Origin of the sequence: Actinoplanes sp. TFC3, assembly GCF_001553785.1 — a bacterium.
Taxonomy (GTDB): domain Bacteria; phylum Actinomycetota; class Actinomycetes; order Mycobacteriales; family Micromonosporaceae; genus Actinoplanes.
In genome coordinates this window covers 3812672-3830828 of the sequence record NZ_LOJP01000001.1, presented here as the reverse complement: position 1 = coordinate 3830828, position 18157 = coordinate 3812672, and the positions used below count along the sequence as shown (strand labels likewise).

Below are 18157 nucleotides of genomic sequence, written 5' to 3'. Positions count from 1 at the left end.
GGGCCAGGGGTCGGTGGGCAGGCCCAGGCGGGACCATTCGGCGTCTGCCGCGTCGGACCAGGCTGCTACTTCGGGGGATACGAACGACGGGACGAAGGTTGCCATGCAGATTCCTTCGTTTTCCTTCAACCGGACCAGTACCTCGTCGGGGGCGTTGCGGCGGTGATCGCAGATGGCTCGGGCCGAGGAGTGGCTGAAGATGACCGGGGCGGTGGCTATGTCCAGGGCCGCGTGCATGGTGGCGGTGGCTACGTGGGAGAGGTCGACGAGCATGCCGATGCGCTGCATCTCGGCCACAACCGCTCGGCCTTCGTCGTTTAGCCCGCCCACGCCGGAGGCCCCCACGGCGGAAACACCCCCGGCGGAAACACCCCCGGCGGAGGCCCCCACGGCGGAAACACCCCCGGCTGAAACGCCCCGGGGGGAAGCGCTTGCGGCGGAAGTGCCTGCGGCGAGAACGGCAGCGCCGGGGACATTGACGGCTGAGTCGGCCCATGTGGTGTTGTTGTTGTGCGTGAGGGTCATGTAGCGCACCCCCAGGCGGGCGAACGATCGCAGTACCCCCAGCGACGACGCGATGCTGTGGCCGCCTTCGATGCCGATGAGCGACGCGATGCGGCCTGACGCGATGGCGGCGGTGACGTCGGCGGCGGTGCGGGCGATGGCAAGCTCTGACGGGTACGCCGCGACCAGGCGGTACACCGCGTCGACCTGCTCCATGGTTGCCGCCACGGCCTCAGGTTCAGGCAGGTCCGAGGGTACGTACACGGACCAGAACTGGCCGCCGACCCCGCCGGCGCGCAGCCGGGCGATGTCGGTGTGGAATTCCGGGCGTTCCGCGGCCAGCCCGGCCACCCGGTAGCCGGCGCGGGCGCGCAGGGCCATCGGCAAGTCGTTGTGGCCGTCGATCACCGGCATGGCGGCCAGGGCGGCCTGGACAGCGGGCGGCAGGGCGGTCACGAACTACCTCCGAGCTGGAGAACGGGAACGGCTGGAGAACGGGAACGGCGGGAGAACGGGAACGGCGGGGGAGAGGAGCAGGAAACGGCGGGAGAACGGGAACGGCGGGGGAGAGGAGCAGGAAACGGCGGGGGAGCGGGACAGGAACGATCGACGATCCAGTGCGAAGCATAGGGCCCGTTCCGCCCGGATGACCGAAATCTTCGGCTGGAGAATCCTCAAGTCCCGCCGAAAGGTTGGTTCGCAACCGGTAGGCAACCGAGCGGGACCGGATCTCGCTCCCAACGGGCCGCAAAGTTTCCCTCAACAGCGCGAAAGCGCAGCACCAAAGCGCACCGCCAAAGAAGCCAGAGCAGAGCAAGCGGGGGAGATACACAAATGCGTCGCTCGAAGCTGAAGAAGTCCGTTACCGCCCTGGCCGCCCTGGCCGCCGGTGCCGGAGCCACGGTGGCCCTCGGGGCGGCCGGCAGCGCCGCCAGTGCCGCCGCCGGGCCGGAGCTGAAGCTCGCCGCGGCCGATGACACCTACGTGTCGTCGGGGCGTAAGGATGCCTCTTTCGGCGCCGAGGAGAAGCTGTCGGTTGGCCGGCTGGAGCGGGACACCAAGGTGGGGTTCCTGCGGTTCGTGGTGCCGGCGGGCACGAAGGCCACCGGTGCCCGGCTGAAGCTGGCGACCGTGGGCGCCGTCTCCGGCAAGTTCACGCTGAACCGCGTTGCCGTCACCGAGTGGTCCGAGAAGTCGCTGACCGCCCAGAGCGCCCCCGCGCTGGGTGCCGTCGTCGACTCGCTGACCCCGAAGGGTGACGCTGCCGACGTGACGTTCGACGTCAGTGGTGCGATCACCGGGCCGGGAACGTACACCTTCGCCTTGCAGTCCTCGGCCACCAGCGCCGTGACCCGCTTCCGCAGCTCGGAGTCCAGCAATGGCCCGGAGCTGGTTGTCAGCACGCAGGCCGGGACCGCACCGCCGGTGGCCGAGGAGCAGCCTGGCGAGGGTGAGACGCCCTCGGACTATGTGCCCGAAATGCCCGCCGAGGACATCCCGCCGGCGGTCGAGGACGAGGACATGCCGCCGCCCCCGCCGTCGGCCCCGGCTGGTGGTTGTGTGACCGGCAAACTGCTTGTCCCGTCGTGTGGCGTGCTGTGGGGCGCTGCCGCCGGCGGCTTCACCGACGCGCCGCGTGACGCTGCGCTGACGAACTGGGAGAAGCTCAGCGGCCGCACCGCGAGCATCTTCCACACCTACCACAAGGGTGACGAGCCGTTCCCGACCGCGTCGGAGATGGCCATGGCGCGTGACGCCGCCCGCCCGCGCGTGCTGCTGCTGAACTGGAAGATCGCCTACGGTTCCTCGTGGGCCAAGGTTGCCAAGGGTGAGCAGGACGCCCGCATCGACCGCTTCGCCGCACGCGTGAAGTCGACGTTCCCGGAGAAGTTCTTCCTCGTGCTCAACCACGAGCCGGAGAACGACGTTGTGGCCCGCACCGGCTCGGGCTGGGAGGCCAAGGACTTCGCCGCCATGTACCGGCACACCATCCAGCGCCTGCGGGCCCAGGGTGTCAGCAACGCGATCAACGTGCTCACGTACATGGGTAACGAGAAGTGGATGGCGCAGTCCTGGTGGAAGGACCTGTACCCGGGCGACGGCGTTGTCGACTGGATCGGCCTGGACTCCTACGTCAGCGCTGAGCGCGGCTACTACCACGCCGGTGTGTTCAACGACCTGCTTGACCGCGCCGCGCCGAACGGCCAGGGCTTCTACGACTGGGCAGCCACCAAGCACGCCACCAAGCCGATGATGGTCGCCGAGTGGGGCGTCTACCACCGTGTCGGCAAGGTCGCCGACAAGACCGCCGGTTTCCGAAGCGTGCTGCCGACGCTCAAGAGGCGCCCGAACATCAAGGCCGTTGTCTACTTCGACACCAAGCACGACGACCAGGGTGACCGCGACATCAGCATCGACAGCACGCGCGCCAACCTCGCCGCATTCCGGGCGCTCGCCGCGGACAAGATGTTCGACGTGAAGATCGCCAACTGACTCAACCTGACACGACAGCCGCCCGGTGCATCTTGCCGGGCGGCTGTCGTGGCGTTTGGATGTCTGGCTCCCGCTGGCCCTGGACACCGCCACCGGCCTGACGGCCACCATCCTGGCCATCGTGCAAGACGGCGGTCGCCGACGTGGGTGCTGCTCAGCACCTGACCGGCCCGGCGAAGTCCTCAAGTGCACGGCCGCTCACCCGATCTCGGTGTTCAAGAAGTGTCCGGGGCACTCAGGAGCGGCGTGGGGGGGCGTGCGATGTCTGGCATGCTGCGCCGCACTGCCGTACCCGTGGCCATCCTGCTCAGCGTGGTCGCGTATGCGGCGCTGATCGCCTCCGGCTCCGGCGTCGGCCTCTCGCGGGCGATCACCAACGTCACCGGCATCCTGATGACTTCTACGGCGGGCGTGGCCTGTCTCATCCGGGGGCGTCGCCGGCGTGGCCGGTCCGGCTGGGGCTGGGCCGGGGTGGGCGCCGGTTGCCTGTCCTGGGGCCTGGGCAGCGTGGTGGGGGCGTGGATCGAGTCGGTCGAGGGCCGCGAGGTCCCCTCACCCGGCCTCGCCGAGGTCGGCTACCTCGGCATGCTCCTGCTGATCGTGACCGCTCTGCTGCTGTTCCCGCTCGGCCGCCAGGCGCGCATCCACCGGCTGCGCAGCATCGTCGACGGGCTGATGATCGCCTGCTCGTTGCTGCTGGTCAGCTGGATCCTGGTGCTGCGCCCGCTGGTCGAGGCCGGCGCGGGCAGCAGCCTGCACCTGGCCGTGCTGGTGGCCTGCCCGATCGGCGACGTCGTGCTGACCACCGTCGTGCTGTACATGCTGGCCCGGTTGCGCCGCGCCCGCCAGGACGCCGCCCCGCTCATGCTCATCGGCGTGGCCATGGTCGTCATCGCGGTCGCCGACTGCGCGTTCACGTACCTGACGCTGCACGGCGAGCACCCGTCCGGCGGGCTGCTCGACGTGGTCTGGTTCCTGTGTTTCGCGCTGATCCTGCTCGCCGCGCGGCACCCCGGCATGCCGGTTGGCGCGCAGATCGACGGCGATGACCGAGTCGACCGCCCTTTCGCTGTCATGGTGCCCTACGCGGCCGTGCTCGGTGCGCTGGCGTGCAGCGTGGTCTCGTACGCGCTGTCGGGGCACAGCGACCAGTTCTATGCCGGATGCCGGTCCGCGCTGATCTTGCTGATCGTGGTCCGGCAGTTGCTCACGCTGCTGGAGAACCGGCGCCTGACCACCGACCTCGAGGCCCGCGTGGGGTCTCGCACCGACGAGCTGCGCACCAGCGAGTTGCGGTTCCGTGCGCTGGTGCAGCAGAGCTCGGACTCGGTCGCGATCATGGCCGCCGACACCACGATCCGCTACCAGAGCGACTCGGTCGAGCGGATCTTCGGCCTGCGGGCCTCCTGGCTGGTCGGGCGCCGGCTGGTGGAGATCCTCGATGAGGAGGGCCGGCCGCGGCTGGTCGAGGCCATGACGGCCGCTCTGCGCGAGCCGGGTGCCGCCCAGATCTTCGAATTGCCGGTACGGCATAACGACGGCCGTCTGCGCCTGGCCGAGATGACTGTCACTAACCTGCTGGACGACCCGGCGATCCAGGGTTTCGTGCTCAACACCCGCGACGTGCACGATGCCAAGGAACTGCAAGAGCAATTGATGTACGAGGCCTACCACGATTCGCTGACCGGATTGGCGAGCCGGGCCTTGTTCGGCGATCTGCTGGCGTCGGCGCTCGGGGGCTCCGATCGTACCGATGTCGCCATTCTGGTCCTGGACCTTGATGGTTTCAAAGAGATCAACGACAGTTTGGGGCACGCGATCGGCGACCAGATGCTGGTCCGGGTGGCCGAGCGTTTGCGCGAGGCGGTACGCAGCGAGGACGTCGTGGCCCGCTTCGGCGGCGACGAATTCGCGGTGATAGTGCAGTCCGCGACCGCCCGTTGCGACGCCGAAGCCGTGGCGGGGCGCATTGGTACCGCCCTGCAGGAACCATTCCAGGTCGGCGAGCGTGAACTGCGAACCTCGGCCAGCATCGGTTTGGCCTGCGCGGGCGACGCCGACGACGCCGGGCAGCTGATTCGCAATGCCGATCTGGCGATGTACCGCGCCAAGAACGCCGGCGGCGACGGGCTGGCCGCCTATGACGAGACCATGCTGGCCGGGCTGGTCGAGCGGCTGGCGTTGGAAGAGGATCTGCGGGCCGCTCTGACCCGGGACGAGTTGGCTTTGCATTACCAGCCGACGGTGGATCTGCGTACCGGGGATATCGTCGGTTTTGAAGCCTTGGTTCGCTGGCACCACCCGGCCCGGGGACTTGTTTCGCCGTTGGACTTCATCGGCATCGCCGAGGCAACGGGGTTGATTGTGCCGCTGGGCCGGTGGGTGCTCACCGAAGCCTGCCGGCAAGCCGTGGCGTGGGGCGCCGGAACCACCCGGCACCTCAAAATGGCGGTGAACGTGTCGGTGCGCCAGTTCGAATTCGGCGATCTGTCGGAAATGGTGGCCGAGGTCCTGGCCGGAACTGGAATGCCGGCCGAGCAGCTCTGCCTGGAAATGACCGAAAGCGTCCTGTTGACGGACACCGACGAAAACCTCACCCAACTGCACCGGCTCAAGGCTCTGGGCGTCAGCCTGGCCATGGACGACTTCGGCACGGGGTTCTCGTCGCTGGCCTATCTGCGCCGCTACCCCATGGACATCCTCAAAATCGACCGTTCCTTCGTGGACCGCCTCGGCGGCGATCGCGAAGACGAAGCCCTGGTCCGGACCATCGTGCAACTCGGCCGAAGCCTCGGCATGGTGACGGTGGCGGAGGGAATCGAGCACCCTGCGCAGTTGGCGGCGTTGCGGGAACTGCAGTGCGATCTGGCGCAGGGTTACCTCCTGTCGCGGCCAGTGCCGGCAGGGGAGGCTGAGGTACTGCTGGAGCGAGGGGTTCAGGCGGTGGGGGGTGAGGTGCTCGCTTAGCGGACAGCCGACCGGCTGGCTTGAACCTGCAACCTAGATTCCTAGGATGCTCAAGGCGGTGTGTCAAGGACCCGTCTGAAGTGCGGCGGCTCGGGTTGATACCTCATAAGCGGTCGGGGAATTGCCACCTGGGGGGACTATGTGATTCCGATTCGCGTTCGTAGGGTGGTGCGATGGACGCGGATGTGATCGTCGTTGGGGCTGGGCTGGCCGGGCTTGTGGCCACTGCTGAGCTGGCCGATGCGGGCAAGCGGGTGCTCCTGCTAGACCAGGAGCCCGAGCAGAGCCTGGGCGGGCAGGCTTTCTGGTCGTTCGGGGGGCTGTTTCTGGTCGGCACGCCGGAACAGCGGCGGTTGGGCGTACGGGATAATTTCGATCTTGCTTGGCAGGATTGGCAGGGCAGTGCCGCCTTTGACCGGCCCGAGGACGAATGGCCGCGCCGGTGGGCCAAGGCTTATGTGGAGTTCGCGGCGGGGGAGAAACGTTCCTGGTTGCGCGCGATGGGCATGCGATGGTTCCCGATTGTGGGATGGCCCGAACGCGGCGGGGCGGCGGCCGATGGACATGGCAATTCGGTGCCGCGATTTCACATCACCTGGGGTACCGGGCCGGGCGTCGTTGCGCCTTTCGAGCGGCGGGTGCGGGCGGCGGCAGAACGGGGTCTGGTGACGTTCGCTTTCCGGCATCGCGTCGATGATCTGGTGACCGCGGGCGGCGTCGTCACCGGGGTTCGGGGCAAGGTTCTGGAGCCGAGCAGCATTCTGCGGGGGCAGTCGAGCTCGCGGGTGGAAGTCGACGATTTCTCGTACGAGGGACAAGCGGTTGTGGTGACCGCAGGCGGAATCGGCGGCAATCACGACCTGGTGCGCAAAGCGTGGCCCGCTCGTCTCGGTACCCCGCCGGCGCGGATGGTTTCGGGCGTGCCGGAACACGTCGACGGCCGGATGCTGGGGATCACCCAGGCGGCCGGGGGACGCATCATCAACCCGGACCGCATGTGGCATTACACCGAGGGGCTGCGCAACTGGGATCCGATCTGGCCGGGCCACGGCATTCGCATTCTGCCCGGCCCGTCGTCGCTTTGGCTCGACGCCACCGGTAAACGCCTGCCGGCCCCCTTCTTCCCGGGCTTCGACACGCTCGGCACACTGCACCACATTCTTTCCACCGGGTACGACTACAGCTGGTTCATCCTCACCCAGAAAGTCATCGAGAAGGAGTTCGCCCTCTCCGGATCGGAACAGAACCCCGACCTCACCGGCAAAAGCATCAGGCAAACCCTTGGCCGGGTACGTCCAGGGGCCACCCCGCCGGTCGAGGCTTTCAAGCAGAAAGGTGAGGACTTCGTTCTCGCCGCCAATCTGCCGGACCTTGTCGAGGGCATGAACAAGCTCGCGGCGGCGTACGGTGGCCCGGGCCTCGACCTCGCCTCGGTGCGCGGCATCGTGGAGGCGCGCGACCGCGAGATCGCCAACCCGTTCAGCAAGGACGCCCAGGTCACCGCGATCCACGGCGCTCGCCGCTACCGGGGTGACCGCCTGGTGCGCGTGGCCACCCCGCATCGCCTGCTGGACCCGGCGGCCGGGCCGCTGATCGCCGTCCGGCTCAATATCCTGACCCGCAAGACGTTGGGTGGCCTGCAGACCGACTTGAGCGCCCGGGTTCTGCGCGCGGACGGCTCGCCCCTGCCGGGTGTTTACGCGGCGGGCGAGGTGGCCGGTTTCGGCGGCGGCGGGATGCACGGCTACAACTCGTTGGAGGGTACGTTCCTGGGCGGCTGCATTTTCTCGGGCCGGGTCGCCGGGCGAGCAGCGGCGGCTGCGGTGAGCTGATTTTTTGTCGTACCCCCATGCTGGGGTGGGGGTATGACGGAGCGTGTGTTCGAGCCGAGGGGACCGTTCGAGCTCGGCCGGTCGATCGGCTTCCTGGAGCAGTGGGCGGCGGGGTCGGTGCCGACCGGTGATCCGGTGCTGAGGTTCGCCTACTGCAGCGAACACGACTGGAAGCCGGTCGGCGTCCGCGTGTCCCAGAACGGCCCAGCCGTGCACATCTCGTGCTCGGGCACCGACGTGTCCGACGAGGTGGCCCGCATCCTGTCGATCGACGTGGACGCGACGCCGATCGCAGCCATCGCCGCCCGCGACCCGGTGGTGGCCTCGCTCGTCGAGTCGGCGCCGGGCCTGCGACCGGTGTGCTTCTGGACGCCCTGGGAAGCCGCGTGCTGGGCGGTGCTGTCGCAACGCACGTCCATGCGCGCGGCCGCCGGCATCAAGCGCCGGATCGGTGAGCAGCTCGGCACGACCGTCGAGGTGGACGGGCTCCCACTGATCGCGTTCCCCTCGCCGGAGGTGGTGCTCAGCGGCGCCAGCCTGCCCGCAGTGCCGCCGGTGAAAGCCGAGCGGCTGCAGGAGCTGGCGAAGGCGGCACTGGATGGCCCGTTGACCACGGAGACCCTGCGCGCGGTGCCACCGTCGCAAGCCGTGGCGACGCTGCGGGAGTTGCCGGGCGTCGGACCGTTCTCGGCTGCGCTGATCCTCGTCCGGGGCGCGGGCGCCCCGGACGTGTTCACGATGGACGAGCCGCGCACGTTGGCTGCTGTGCGGGAGGCGTATGAACTGCCGTCAACGGTGGGGGAGGTGGAGTATCGGAGGATCAGCGAGGGGTGGCGGCCGCTGCGGTCATGGGTGACGTTCTGGCTTCGGGCGCGAGGGTGAGCCCCGCACCCGTGGCTTGGGGGTGCGGGGCTCAGGTGGGTGGTCAGTCGAGCTGGTAGACGGTGGTGCCGCCGATGGTGGTGGCGGTGTAGTTCGCGGCGACCCAGGCGGCGATCTGGGAGGCCTCGGTGGATCCGGCGCTTTGGCTGCTGGAGCTTTGGCTGCTGGAGCTTTGGCTCGTGCCGCTGCTTGCGCCGCTTTGGGTTGCGCTGCCTTGGGCCCCGCCGCCCATCGCTCCGCCAGAGATGTAGTAGGTGATTTTGCCGGCTGCTACGTATGCCTGGAACTGTTCGAGGGTGGGGGAGGGGTCGCTGCCGTTCCAGCCGCCGAGCGCGATCACCGCTGTACCGCTGGCCAGCTCGAGGTCGGCGGCCGAGGTGGCGCCGCTGACGGCTGCGGACCAGGTGGTGGAGGTTGCTTTCAGGGCCGCGGCGAGTTCACTGTTGCTGCCCTGCCCCCCCGTGCCCCCCCCCCCCCGCCCGCCGCTAGGCGAGGAGCCGGCCTGCGAGGAGCCGGCCTGCGAGGAGCCGGCCTGCGACGAGCCGGAGGTTGTGGATCCGGAGTTCGTGGAAGCACCGCCCTGCGCGGAGCTGGTGCCGGGGACGTTGGTAGGGGCATTGGCTGGGGACGTACCGGAACCGGGGCGTTGGCCGCCGAAGCCGCCGGTCATGCCACTTTGCGTAACGCCTGCCGGGCCGGAACTCGGGATGCTGCCGGTGTGCGCCTCCCCAGCCGTCGCGGTCGCCCAGGCAGCGCTGCCCGCCCCCGCCGACAGCACACCCGCCAGCACCGCGATCACCGCGACCCGGCGCAGGCGCAGACCCAGCCCGGACGAAGAACGCCCCGCCAGCACAATGGCCACCGCCGCAACGGCCCCGCCAGTAAGCGCAACCCAGCGCAGTGCCGGCAGCCAATCGGTACGCCCGAGCAGCACCCAGCCCCACCCAGCGGTCCCCAGCATCATCGTGGCCAGGGTGATCCGGGCGACCAGTGCGGTCCGCCGCAGCCACAGCATCCGGGCGCCCACGGCGACCAATGCGGCGATCGCCGGGGCCAGCGCCACGGTGTAGTACGGATGGATGGTGCCGCTCATGTAGGAAAACGTGACGCCGGTGACCAGCACCCAGCCGCCCCAGAGAACAGCCGCCGCACGGGTACGGTCAGTGCGCGGTGCGCGCCACGTCAGGCCCAGGATGGCGACCAGCGCCAGCAGCGCGCCGGGCAGCAGCCAGCTGATCTCCAGGCCCATCGCCGAACCGAAGAGCCGGCCGATCCCGCTGGCCCCGCCGAACGAAGCGTTCTGGCTCCCAGCACCGCCGCCCCCAGCGCCGCCGCCAACAGAAGAGCCGCCGCCGAGGGAAAAGCCCTGCCCCAAGATGCGCCCCAGACCGTTGTACCCAACAGCCAACTCCCACAACGTATTGTTCGTCGACCCGGCGATGAACGGCCGAGACGAGGCCGGCCACAGCGACACCAACGCCACGTACCACCCAGCCGAAACCACCAGCGCCACGCCAGCGATCAGCAGGTCCCGAACGCGCTTGCCCACCCCCGTCGGCGCAGCAACCAGGTAGACCAGCGCGAACGCCGGCAGTACCAGGAACGCCTGCATCATCTTGGTCAGGAACCCGAAGCCGAGCAGCACCCCGGTCAACGCGAGCCACTTGCATGACGCCTTCTCGACAGCGCGGATGGTGGTGTAGGCCCCGGCGGTCATCAGCAGCACCAGCAGCGCGTCCGGGTTGTCGTAGCGAAACATCAGCACCGCGACCGGGGTGAGCGCCAGACCCAGCCCCCCGAGCAGGCCCGCAACCGGCCCGAACCAGCGTTTCACCGAGGCGTGGACCAGGTACACCGAGGCCACGCCCATCATCGCTTGCGGGGCCAGGATCGCCCAGCTGTTGACGCCGAACAGGCGCGCCGACAGGCCCATCACCCACAGAGCGGCTGGGGGTTTGTCGACAGTGATGGCGTTGCCGGCGTCCAGGGAGCCGAACAGCCACGCCTTCCAGCTCTGCGCACCGGCTTGGGCGGCCGCCGCGTAGAAGCTGTTGCCCCAGCCGGAGGCGGACAGGTTCCACAGGTAGAGCGCGGCGGTGCCGAGGAGCAGCGCAGCGAGCGCGATCGGTTCCCAGCCGGGAGTCCGCCGCGGCGGCGGGGCCATGGCCTGCGGTGCGGTGGCCGGGCGGTCCATCAACGTGGTCATGGCACCACCGTCGGTCGCGGGCCTGGCGGGGGTCTGTGCCCTGTCTATGGGGTTTCTGTGAGCCGCGGGTCGATGTGGATCTTCGGTCCGGAACCCCGGTAGTCGCCGGCCAGCACGGCGGCGGTTTCGGTCAGAGGCACGGTTGCACCCACCAGCGGGCGAGGGTCGACGGCGCCGGATGCGTACAGCTCGATCACGCCGGCCAGGCCTCCGGAACCGCTGAGCACTCCCGTCGCGGTGATGTCCTTGAGCACCAGCGCGCGGCTGTCGAGCAGGCTGGGATGCGCGGCCAGCCCGATGAACACCACGCGTCCGCCTGGCTCCACGAGATCGATCGCCCGCGCCGGTATGCCCGTACCGTTGGAAGCGTCCACCACCGCGTCCCATCGCAGGTCCGGCAGCGTGGCGGCATCCCAGACCCCCGCCTCGGCGGTTTCTCCCAGCAGGTGCACCTGCGCACCGTGCGCAGCCGCGATCATGGCCGTCAGCCGCCCGATCGTGCCGGGTCCTGCCACCAGCACCCGCTGCCCGGCCCGGAGCGCCGCCGCCCGCACTGCCCGCAGGGCATTGGCCCCGGGTTCCACCAGCGCCCCGAGCGTTTCGTCAACCGCATCAGGCAGATCAAAAAGTGCCTTCACCGGTACGCTCACAAGTTCCGCAAGCGCCCCCGGCCACCCGTTGCGGATGCCGATCTCGTAGCGATCGGCACACAGGTGCTGACGGCCACCCCGGCACCGTTCGCAGTGCCCGCAGCCCAGCATGGTGTCCCCGGTGACCCGCTTGCCGATCCAGGCGGGATCCACGCCCGGCCCGGCCTCGGTGACCGTGCCGCACCACTCGTGCCCGATGCGAACCGGATAGTGGGCCTGACCGGTGTGCAGGTAGGTCATGTGCCCGGAGAAGAACTCCGCGTCGGTGCCGCACACCCCGGCCCGCTCGACCGCCACGACCACCTCGCCCGGCCCGGCCGCAGGTGGCTCGACGTGCTGCACGGAGGCGGTTCCCGGGCCGGTGATGACGAAAGCGCGCATGGCCTCATCGTCGGGCACCGGGGCATTGTTCGCCGGGGTTGATCGTATCCAGGATGCGCCGGCTCGTGTCGCCCAGGCGGTGCAGCTGCGCCGGGGTCAGGGCGTCGATGACCAGGCGGCGGACGAGTCGCACGTGCCCCGGTGCGGTCGCCACGACCTTGGCGTAGCCGGCGTCGGTGAGGATGGCGTTGGTGTAGCGCCCGTCGGCGGGGTCAAGTTCGCGGTGCACCCAGCCGCGTTTCTCCAGCCGCTTGATCAGGTGGGACAGCCGCGACAGCGAGCCGTGGGCGAAGCGGGAGATGACGCTCATCCGCAGCGTGCGGTCGGTGGCCTCGGACAGCGCGGCCATCACCAGGTATTCGAACTGGGTGATCCCGGCCTGGCGCTGCATCTGGCTGTCCAGCTCGGCGGGTAGCGCTGTCAGCAGCCCGGCGAACCCCATCCACGCGTTCAGCTGGTCCTCGTCGAGCCACTTCACGTCGTCGTCCACCGGCCGATTGTATCTTGAACGTTCAACTCCGTTGGGCTATCGTCCGAGTTGAACGCTCAACTCCTCGATACGAGATCGGATCATCATGAACGTCGCCCTGTGGATCGTTGCCGGACTGCTCGCCGTGGCCATGCTCGGCGCCGGAGTGATGAAGGTGCTGCGCAGCCGGGAGCAGCTTGCGGCCTCCGGCATGGGCTGGGCCAGCGACTTCTCGCCGGGCATGGTCAAGGCCATCGGCGCGCTGGAGGTGCTCGCGGCGATCGGGCTCATCCTGCCCGCGCTGCTCGACATCGCCCCGATCTTCGTTCCGCTGGCGGCCGTGGGCGTGGTCCTGATGATGATCGGTGCGGTGATCGTGCACGCCCGCCGCCACGAGCTGAACACGGCCGCGCCGAGCATCGTTTTCCTCGTGCTGGCCGCGTTCGTGGCGTGGGGGCGCTTCGGACCGTACTCCTTCTAGAACTTCTGCTCGCTCTGGGCGGTTGTGACCGGTCTCGCCCTGAAGGATCAGCGGCAGCAACGCCGGATCCGTGCCACGATGACACCGATAGTCGGTTCAGGCGGGAGTCAAGGCAATGAGCGAACACGTTTCCGACAGCGCCGAATGGCAGGCCGTGCAGGGCCACGCGGAGAAATTTTCCAGCGTGCACCTGCGCGAGCTGTTCGACAGCGACCCACGGCGCGGTGAGCGGCTCACCGCCCAGGTCGCGGACCTCTACGTGGACTACAGCAAGAACCTGGTCACCGACGAGGTGATCAGCGCGCTGCTGGCGCTGGCCGAGAAGGCGCAACTGCGCGAGCGCACGGCGGCCATGTTCGCCGGCGAGCACATCAACGTCACCGAGGACCGGGCCGTGCTGCACACCGCGCTGCGGCTGCCGCGTGACGCCTCGCTGAACGTGGACGGCCAGGATGTCGTGGCCGAGGTGCACGAGGTACTCGACCGGATGGGCGCGTTCAGCGACAAGGTGCGCTCGGGGGAGTGGAAGGGCGCCACCGGCGAGCGGATCAAGACCGTCGTCAACATCGGCATCGGCGGCTCCGACCTGGGGCCCGTGATGGCCTACGAGGCTTTGAAGGTCTACGCCCAGCCTGGCCTGGAATGCCGGTTCGTGTCCAACATCGACCCGACCGACCTGTACGCCAAGACCCACGACCTCGACCCGGCCAGCACCCTGTTCGTCATCGTGAGCAAGACCTTCGGCACGCAGGAGACGCTGACCAACGCCACCGAGGCGCGCAACTGGCTGCTCGCCGGGCTCGGTGGCGATCAGTCCGCGGTGGCCAAGCACTTCGTCGCGGTCAGCACCAACGCGCAGCGGGTGTCGGATTTCGGCATCGACACCGCAAACATGTTCGGCTTCTGGGACTGGGTGGGCGGGCGCTACTCGTTGCCCAGCGCGGTCGGCCTGTCGGTCATGATCGCGATCGGCAAGGAGCAGTTCGGCGACATGCTGGCCGGCTACCACGCCGTGGACCAGCACTTCCTCACCACGCCGCTGGAGCAGAACGTGCCGGCGCTGCTGGGCCTGCTCAACGTCTGGTACGACACGTTCCTGGGCGCCCAGTCGCACGCGGTGCTGCCGTACTCGCAGTATCTGCACCGCTTCGCGGCCTACCTGCAGCAGCTGACCATGGAGAGCAACGGCAAGCACGTACGCCTGGACGGCTCGGCGGTGGAGTTCCAGACCGGCGAGGTGTTCTGGGGCGAGCCCGGCACCAACGGCCAGCACGCGTTCTACCAGCTCATCCACCAGGGCACCAAGCTGATCCCGGCCGACTTCATCGGTTTCAGCGTGCCCAACCACGACACCGGTGAGATGCACGACCTGTTCATGTCCAACTTCTTCGCCCAGACCGGGGCGCTGGCGTTCGGGCGCACCGCCGAGCAGATCGAGGCGGAGGGCGTGGCCGCGGACATCGTGGCCCACAAGGTGATGCCGGGTAACCACCCCACCACCACGATCCTGGCCGAGAAGCTGACCCCGTCGGTGCTGGGCCAGCTGATCGCGCTCTACGAGCACATCACCTTCACCCAGGGCACCATCTGGCAGATCAACTCCTTCGACCAGTGGGGCGTGGAGCTCGGCAAGGTCATGGCCAACCAGCTCGCGCCGCTGCTGACCGGCCCGTCGGCCCCCGAGGCCGGCAGCACCGACTCCTCGACCGGCACGCTGATCGGACGATACCGCCAGCAGCGCGGCCGCTGATCACGGTTTTTGTCGTACCCGGCGGCTAGGGTGCTGTTTCGTGGAGTTCACCGCGGAACACGCCCTAGCCGTTCGCATGCGCAGCCTGCTGCTCACCCCCGGCAAACGCCTGGGCAGCGTGGCGGAGATCGTCGACTGGTTCGGCGCCCTGCAGGCCCAGGACATGGCCAGCGGGCTGTGGTCGCTGGGGGTGCGGCTGCCCGGCTCGACGCGCGGCGACATCGACGCCGCCCTGGAGCGCCGCGAAGCCATCCGCACGTGGCCCATGCGCGGCACGGTGCACCTGATTCCCGGCGCCGACGCCCACTGGATGCTGGAGCTGATGGGGGTGCGGGCGCTGGCCGGTGCCGCCAAACGCCGTGAGTTGCTCGGGCTCAGCGAGCAGGTCGCGGACAAGGCGGTCGAGGTGCTCGGCGCCGCCCTGCAGGGCGGCAAACGCATGACGCGAGCCGAGTGCCTGGCCGCGCTGATCGACGGCGGCGTCGAGGTGAGCGGGCAACTGGGTTACCACCTGCTCTGGTACGCCAGTCAGCAGGGCGTCACCTGCATCGCCCCGCACCTCGGCAAGGAGCAGACCTTTGTGCTGCTCGACGAATGGGTGCCCGAGCCCAACCGGCCCAGCCGCGACGAGGCGCTCGCCCTCATCGCCCACCGCTACTTCCGCAGCCACGGCCCGGCTACCCGCCAGGACCTGGCCCGCTGGACCGGGCTGACCCTGACCGACTGCAAGAAAGCCATCGCGCTGGCCGGTGACAAGCTCACCACCGTGAGCGTCGAGGGCGCCGAGATGTACGTGGACCCCGAGGTGCTCGAACCCGGCCCCAAGGCGCTCGACGACTGGGCGGCGCTGCCCGGCTTCGACGAGTACATGCTGGGCTACAAGGACCGCGCCATGATGCTCGACGAGGGTCACCTGGCGGCGGTGGTGCCCGGCGGCAACGGCATCTTCCAATCCACCCTGGTGGAGAAGGGGCGGGTGGTGGCGACCTGGAAACGAACCCTGACCAAGAAGGCGGTGGCGGTGGAGATCTTCCCCCTCGTGCCCCTCAAGCCGGTGGCGCGCAAACGGGCGGAGGCGGCGCTGGAACCGTACGCGTGCTTCGTCGAATTGCCTTTGAAGATCACCTGGTCCTGAGGTAGCGTGCGCTGATGCTGATCCGAGAGGACTGTGCCGCGTAAGCGGCCGTCGCAGCTGCGCCCCCGCAGCCGCAAGTCATCCACCCGCCGTCCCGGGCTGCCACACGCCACGAGTGCGCTGGCCGCGGCCGTGAGGCTGGTCGAGAACGAACGCTACTGGCCGGGTGCTGTCGCCGATGCCCTGCGCCGCTGGAAGCAGCCGCCGGACGAGGTGGGCTGCCCGTACCCGACGTGCGGGAATTTCTATCAGCAGGACGCGCTCGACGTGCTGCAGGTGGCCCTGCACATGTTGCCGCGCCGTCCGGCCCGGGAGCTACGGAAGTTGACCGACTTCACAGGACACCGGACAGCAGGTGGGCGACCGTCTCTGCGCAACCCCACGACAAGCTGACCCCGGCGCCGCTGTGACCGTAGTTGTGCACCAGCACGTGGCCGTCACCAGCGTCGATGCGCTCGACGCGGACCCGCTCGCGCTGCGGGCGGATACCGACGCGATGCCCCAGCACCTGCGCGTGCGCGACCGCCGGCACCACGCCCGCGCACCGCTCGATGATGCCGCGCGCCACCGCCGGATCCGGCACCGGGTCATCGATGTCCTTGTCGGCGCTGCCACCCAGCAGTAGAACCTCACCCTGCGGCAACAGGTAGGTCATCTCGTCCAGCTCGTCGGTGTGCTCGGCGAAGAACTGCGACACCCCGGGATTGCGTACGGCCACAAGTTGCCCGCGGACCGGCACCACCTCGGGATCGGGCACCAGGTCCCGCGCGCCGATGCCGCTGCAGTTGACCACCACCCGCGCCGCATCCAGCGCTTCGTCCAGCGACTCCAGCCGCGTCGGGCTGACCACCGTGCCGGCTGCCATCAACCGCCGTTCCAGATACCGCAGGTACGACGGCATGTCGACGATCGGCGCCCGGTAACACCATCCACTGCAAAAGCCGGGTGGCAGCTCGGCCGGTGCGCACTCCCGGAACCCGGGCAGCGCCGTGGCCCAGACCGGCGATGTGATCGGGTGCCGCGAAGCCTCCACCCCGTCCACCAGTCGCACCTCGGGGCGCCCGGCCCGATGCAACGCGCACAGCACCTCGTAGGTTTGCGCACTCCATCGTGGAACGTCATCATGGTTGGCGTAGATCGGGTCCCAGATGGCACCCGCCGCTGCCGACGTGCTGCGCTCCGGGCGATGCTGCGCCAGCACGTGCACGCGGGGGCGGCTCGGATCCTCGGCCAGGCGTACCGCGGTGGTCATGCCTGATACACCGGCGCCGACAATCAGGACATCGCGGCGGGAAGAGGTCACCGTTCGACGCTCAACCACGTCTGCCGTCCTGTCACGACGACAGACGCGAATGTACTTCGGCTGCGGACACGGACGTGCGCGGGTTGTCCATAACCACGCTCGGTGCTAGCCAGTTGAACGGACCGCGGCGGGCCCACCACTCGTCGTTGCATTCCGGGATCGGATGCGGTCCAATCGAACGATCGCGCGGCCCACGCCGCGCCGCGCTCGCGCAGACTCCGTTCGCCGGTGTCCTGCAGCCGCATGCGGCGTCTCCCTGCGGGCCGAGGCGGACATGGGGGACCGATGCTCATCATTGGCGAGGTGCACACCGGACTGCTGCGCGGGCGCGATCCAGCCACCCCGCAAGAGGCCGCCCGCTTCGTGGACCTGGTGGCCGGCGAGCGGGTGCTGATCTCACAACGACCCATCTCGTACGTCCGCTCCGCCCTGAATCCCGTCGGCGTGGACTGCTCGCTGGTCGGCGCGGGCTCAGCCCGGCAGGTGCGCGGCGTCGGCACCGTGCTGACCCGGGCCGCGCTCACCGGAGGGCACGCCGTGCAGGGCTCGGTGTACGCGACGATCGAGCCGGCGTCCGCAACGGACCGGCAGCCCTGGTCGTACTATCTGGCCCGGCCCGGGGTCGTCGAGGCGATCGGACGGCTGCGCTGGCCCGAGCTCAGCGAATCGCTCGCCTCGGACACACCGGCGCTGGATCTCGGTGCCATCGCCGCCCGCACCGTGGAGCTGGTGCAGCGCACCAGCGGGCGCCCCGGCACGTCACGGCTGCGCAGCTCCCGCACCCGGCTGCGCTGGCTGGCGGTCAGCGAGCCGGACACCGCTGTGGTGTTCCGGCTCGGCCGCGGTGATCAGCGGGCGCTGCGGCTGGCCGCCGCGGGCCGCTCGCCCGGTGAGCTCGCCGCGCTGTGTGAAGACGTGGCCCTGCACGACTGGCTGCTCACCACGCTGATCGAAGCCATCCGCAAGGCCGCGCCGGGAGTTCTGGCGCGCGACGAGGCGCTGCGCCGGCTCGACCCGGTGATCGACTACCTGCTGCACCTGTGGATGCCCGGCGCCCGCGGCGGTGAGCTGGCCGACCAGGTGTGGCGGGCGCGGGGCATCCAC

13 protein-coding genes are annotated in these 18157 nt (G+C 69.3%); 8 read left to right on the top strand and 5 right to left on the bottom strand.

The genetic code is table 11. From position 1 onward, the window contains the following. Window positions 1–918 (bottom strand): dipeptidase (locus tag TFC3_RS35930; RefSeq protein WP_082772118.1); only part of this gene is annotated, 918 nt, incomplete at its 3' end. Window positions 919–1338: 420 nt separating this feature from the next. Here TFC3_RS35930 and TFC3_RS17235 point away from each other — a divergent pair. The 4 genes from TFC3_RS17235 (at window position 1339) to TFC3_RS17220 (ending at window position 8678) form a co-directional block, all read left to right on the top strand. Then, a complete protein-coding gene (locus TFC3_RS17235) occupies window positions 1339–2997 on the top strand; it encodes a DNRLRE domain-containing protein (RefSeq protein ID WP_067500879.1) in 1659 nt (552 codons plus the stop codon). 270 nt (window positions 2998–3267) lie between these two features. Then, complete coding sequence (locus tag TFC3_RS35925) at window positions 3268–5964, top strand: bifunctional diguanylate cyclase/phosphodiesterase (RefSeq protein ID WP_236718169.1); 2697 nt, start codon at window positions 3268–3270, stop codon at window positions 5962–5964. Window positions 5965–6137: 173 nt separating this feature from the next. Then, window positions 6138–7796, top strand: coding sequence for an FAD-binding dehydrogenase (locus tag TFC3_RS17225; protein ID WP_067500877.1), 1659 nt, complete (start codon window positions 6138–6140; stop codon window positions 7794–7796). Window positions 7797–7829: 33 nt separating this feature from the next. After that, a complete protein-coding gene (locus TFC3_RS17220) occupies window positions 7830–8678 on the top strand; it encodes a DNA-3-methyladenine glycosylase (RefSeq protein ID WP_067500874.1) in 849 nt (282 codons plus the stop codon). A 43-nt stretch (window positions 8679–8721) separates the two neighbouring features. Here the strand turns inward: TFC3_RS17220 and TFC3_RS17215 are convergent, their stop codons facing one another. The 3 genes from TFC3_RS17215 to TFC3_RS17205 are packed head-to-tail and all read right to left on the bottom strand — an operon-like array spanning window position 8722 to window position 12405. Further along, a complete protein-coding gene (locus tag TFC3_RS17215) occupies window positions 8722–10884 on the bottom strand; it encodes a glycosyltransferase family 39 protein (protein ID WP_082772116.1) in 2163 nt (720 codons plus the stop codon). 44 nt (window positions 10885–10928) lie between these two features. Continuing rightward, entirely contained in the window at window positions 10929–11933 is a 1005-nt protein-coding gene (locus TFC3_RS17210; protein ID WP_236718168.1) for a zinc-binding dehydrogenase, read from the bottom strand. Continuing rightward, window positions 11920–12405, bottom strand: coding sequence for a MarR family winged helix-turn-helix transcriptional regulator (locus tag TFC3_RS17205; protein WP_067500873.1), 486 nt, complete (start codon window positions 12403–12405; stop codon window positions 11920–11922). Before TFC3_RS17205 ends, TFC3_RS17210 begins: the two co-directional genes overlap by 14 nt. Before the next feature lie 85 nt (window positions 12406–12490). On the opposite strand from TFC3_RS17205, the gene TFC3_RS17200 reads away from it, so the two are divergent. The 3 genes from TFC3_RS17200 to TFC3_RS17190 all read left to right on the top strand — a co-directional run bounded on the left by TFC3_RS17200 (window position 12491) and on the right by TFC3_RS17190 (window position 15750). Then, window positions 12491–12865: a DoxX family protein gene (locus TFC3_RS17200; RefSeq protein WP_067500872.1), complete on the top strand. Its 375-nt coding sequence runs from the start codon at window positions 12491–12493 to the stop codon at window positions 12863–12865. Between the two features lie 115 nt (window positions 12866–12980). After that, window positions 12981–14615 carry a glucose-6-phosphate isomerase gene (pgi, locus tag TFC3_RS17195; RefSeq protein WP_067500870.1) on the top strand — a complete coding sequence of 545 codons (1635 nt, stop codon included), beginning with the start codon at window positions 12981–12983 and terminating at the stop codon, window positions 14613–14615. 76 nt (window positions 14616–14691) lie between these two features. Then, on the top strand, window positions 14692–15750 hold the full coding sequence (locus tag TFC3_RS17190; RefSeq protein ID WP_067500868.1) for a winged helix DNA-binding domain-containing protein: 1059 nt from the start codon (window positions 14692–14694) through the stop codon (window positions 15748–15750). A 334-nt stretch (window positions 15751–16084) separates the two neighbouring features. Here the strand turns inward: TFC3_RS17190 and TFC3_RS17185 are convergent, their stop codons facing one another. Then, the gene (locus TFC3_RS17185) at window positions 16085–17053 is read right to left on the bottom strand and encodes an FAD-dependent oxidoreductase (RefSeq protein WP_067500866.1); all 969 of its coding nucleotides are present in this window, start codon (window positions 17051–17053) and stop codon (window positions 16085–16087) included. 285 nt (window positions 17054–17338) lie between these two features. Here TFC3_RS17185 and TFC3_RS38040 point away from each other — a divergent pair. Continuing rightward, a partial coding sequence (locus TFC3_RS38040; protein ID WP_067500864.1) for an SCO2521 family protein occupies window positions 17339–18157 on the top strand: 819 nt, incomplete at its 3' end.

Excerpts from the sequence above, each read along its gene's own strand:
- TFC3_RS17235 (WP_067500879.1), top strand. The coding sequence starts at position 1,339 with ATGCGTCGCTCGAAGCTGAAGAAGTCCGTTACCGCCCTGGCCGCCCTG.
- TFC3_RS35925 (WP_236718169.1), top strand. The coding sequence starts at position 3,268 with ATGCTGCGCCGCACTGCCGTACCCGTGGCCATCCTGCTCAGCGTGGTC.
- TFC3_RS17225 (WP_067500877.1), top strand. The coding sequence starts at position 6,138 with ATGGACGCGGATGTGATCGTCGTTGGGGCTGGGCTGGCCGGGCTTGTG.
- TFC3_RS17220 (WP_067500874.1), top strand. The coding sequence starts at position 7,830 with ATGACGGAGCGTGTGTTCGAGCCGAGGGGACCGTTCGAGCTCGGCCGG.
- TFC3_RS17215 (WP_082772116.1), bottom strand. The coding sequence starts at position 10,884 with ATGACCACGTTGATGGACCGCCCGGCCACCGCACCGCAGGCCATGGCC.
- TFC3_RS17200 (WP_067500872.1), top strand. The coding sequence starts at position 12,491 with ATGAACGTCGCCCTGTGGATCGTTGCCGGACTGCTCGCCGTGGCCATG.
- pgi (WP_067500870.1), top strand. The coding sequence starts at position 12,981 with ATGAGCGAACACGTTTCCGACAGCGCCGAATGGCAGGCCGTGCAGGGC.
- TFC3_RS17190 (WP_067500868.1), top strand. The coding sequence starts at position 14,692 with ATGCGCAGCCTGCTGCTCACCCCCGGCAAACGCCTGGGCAGCGTGGCG.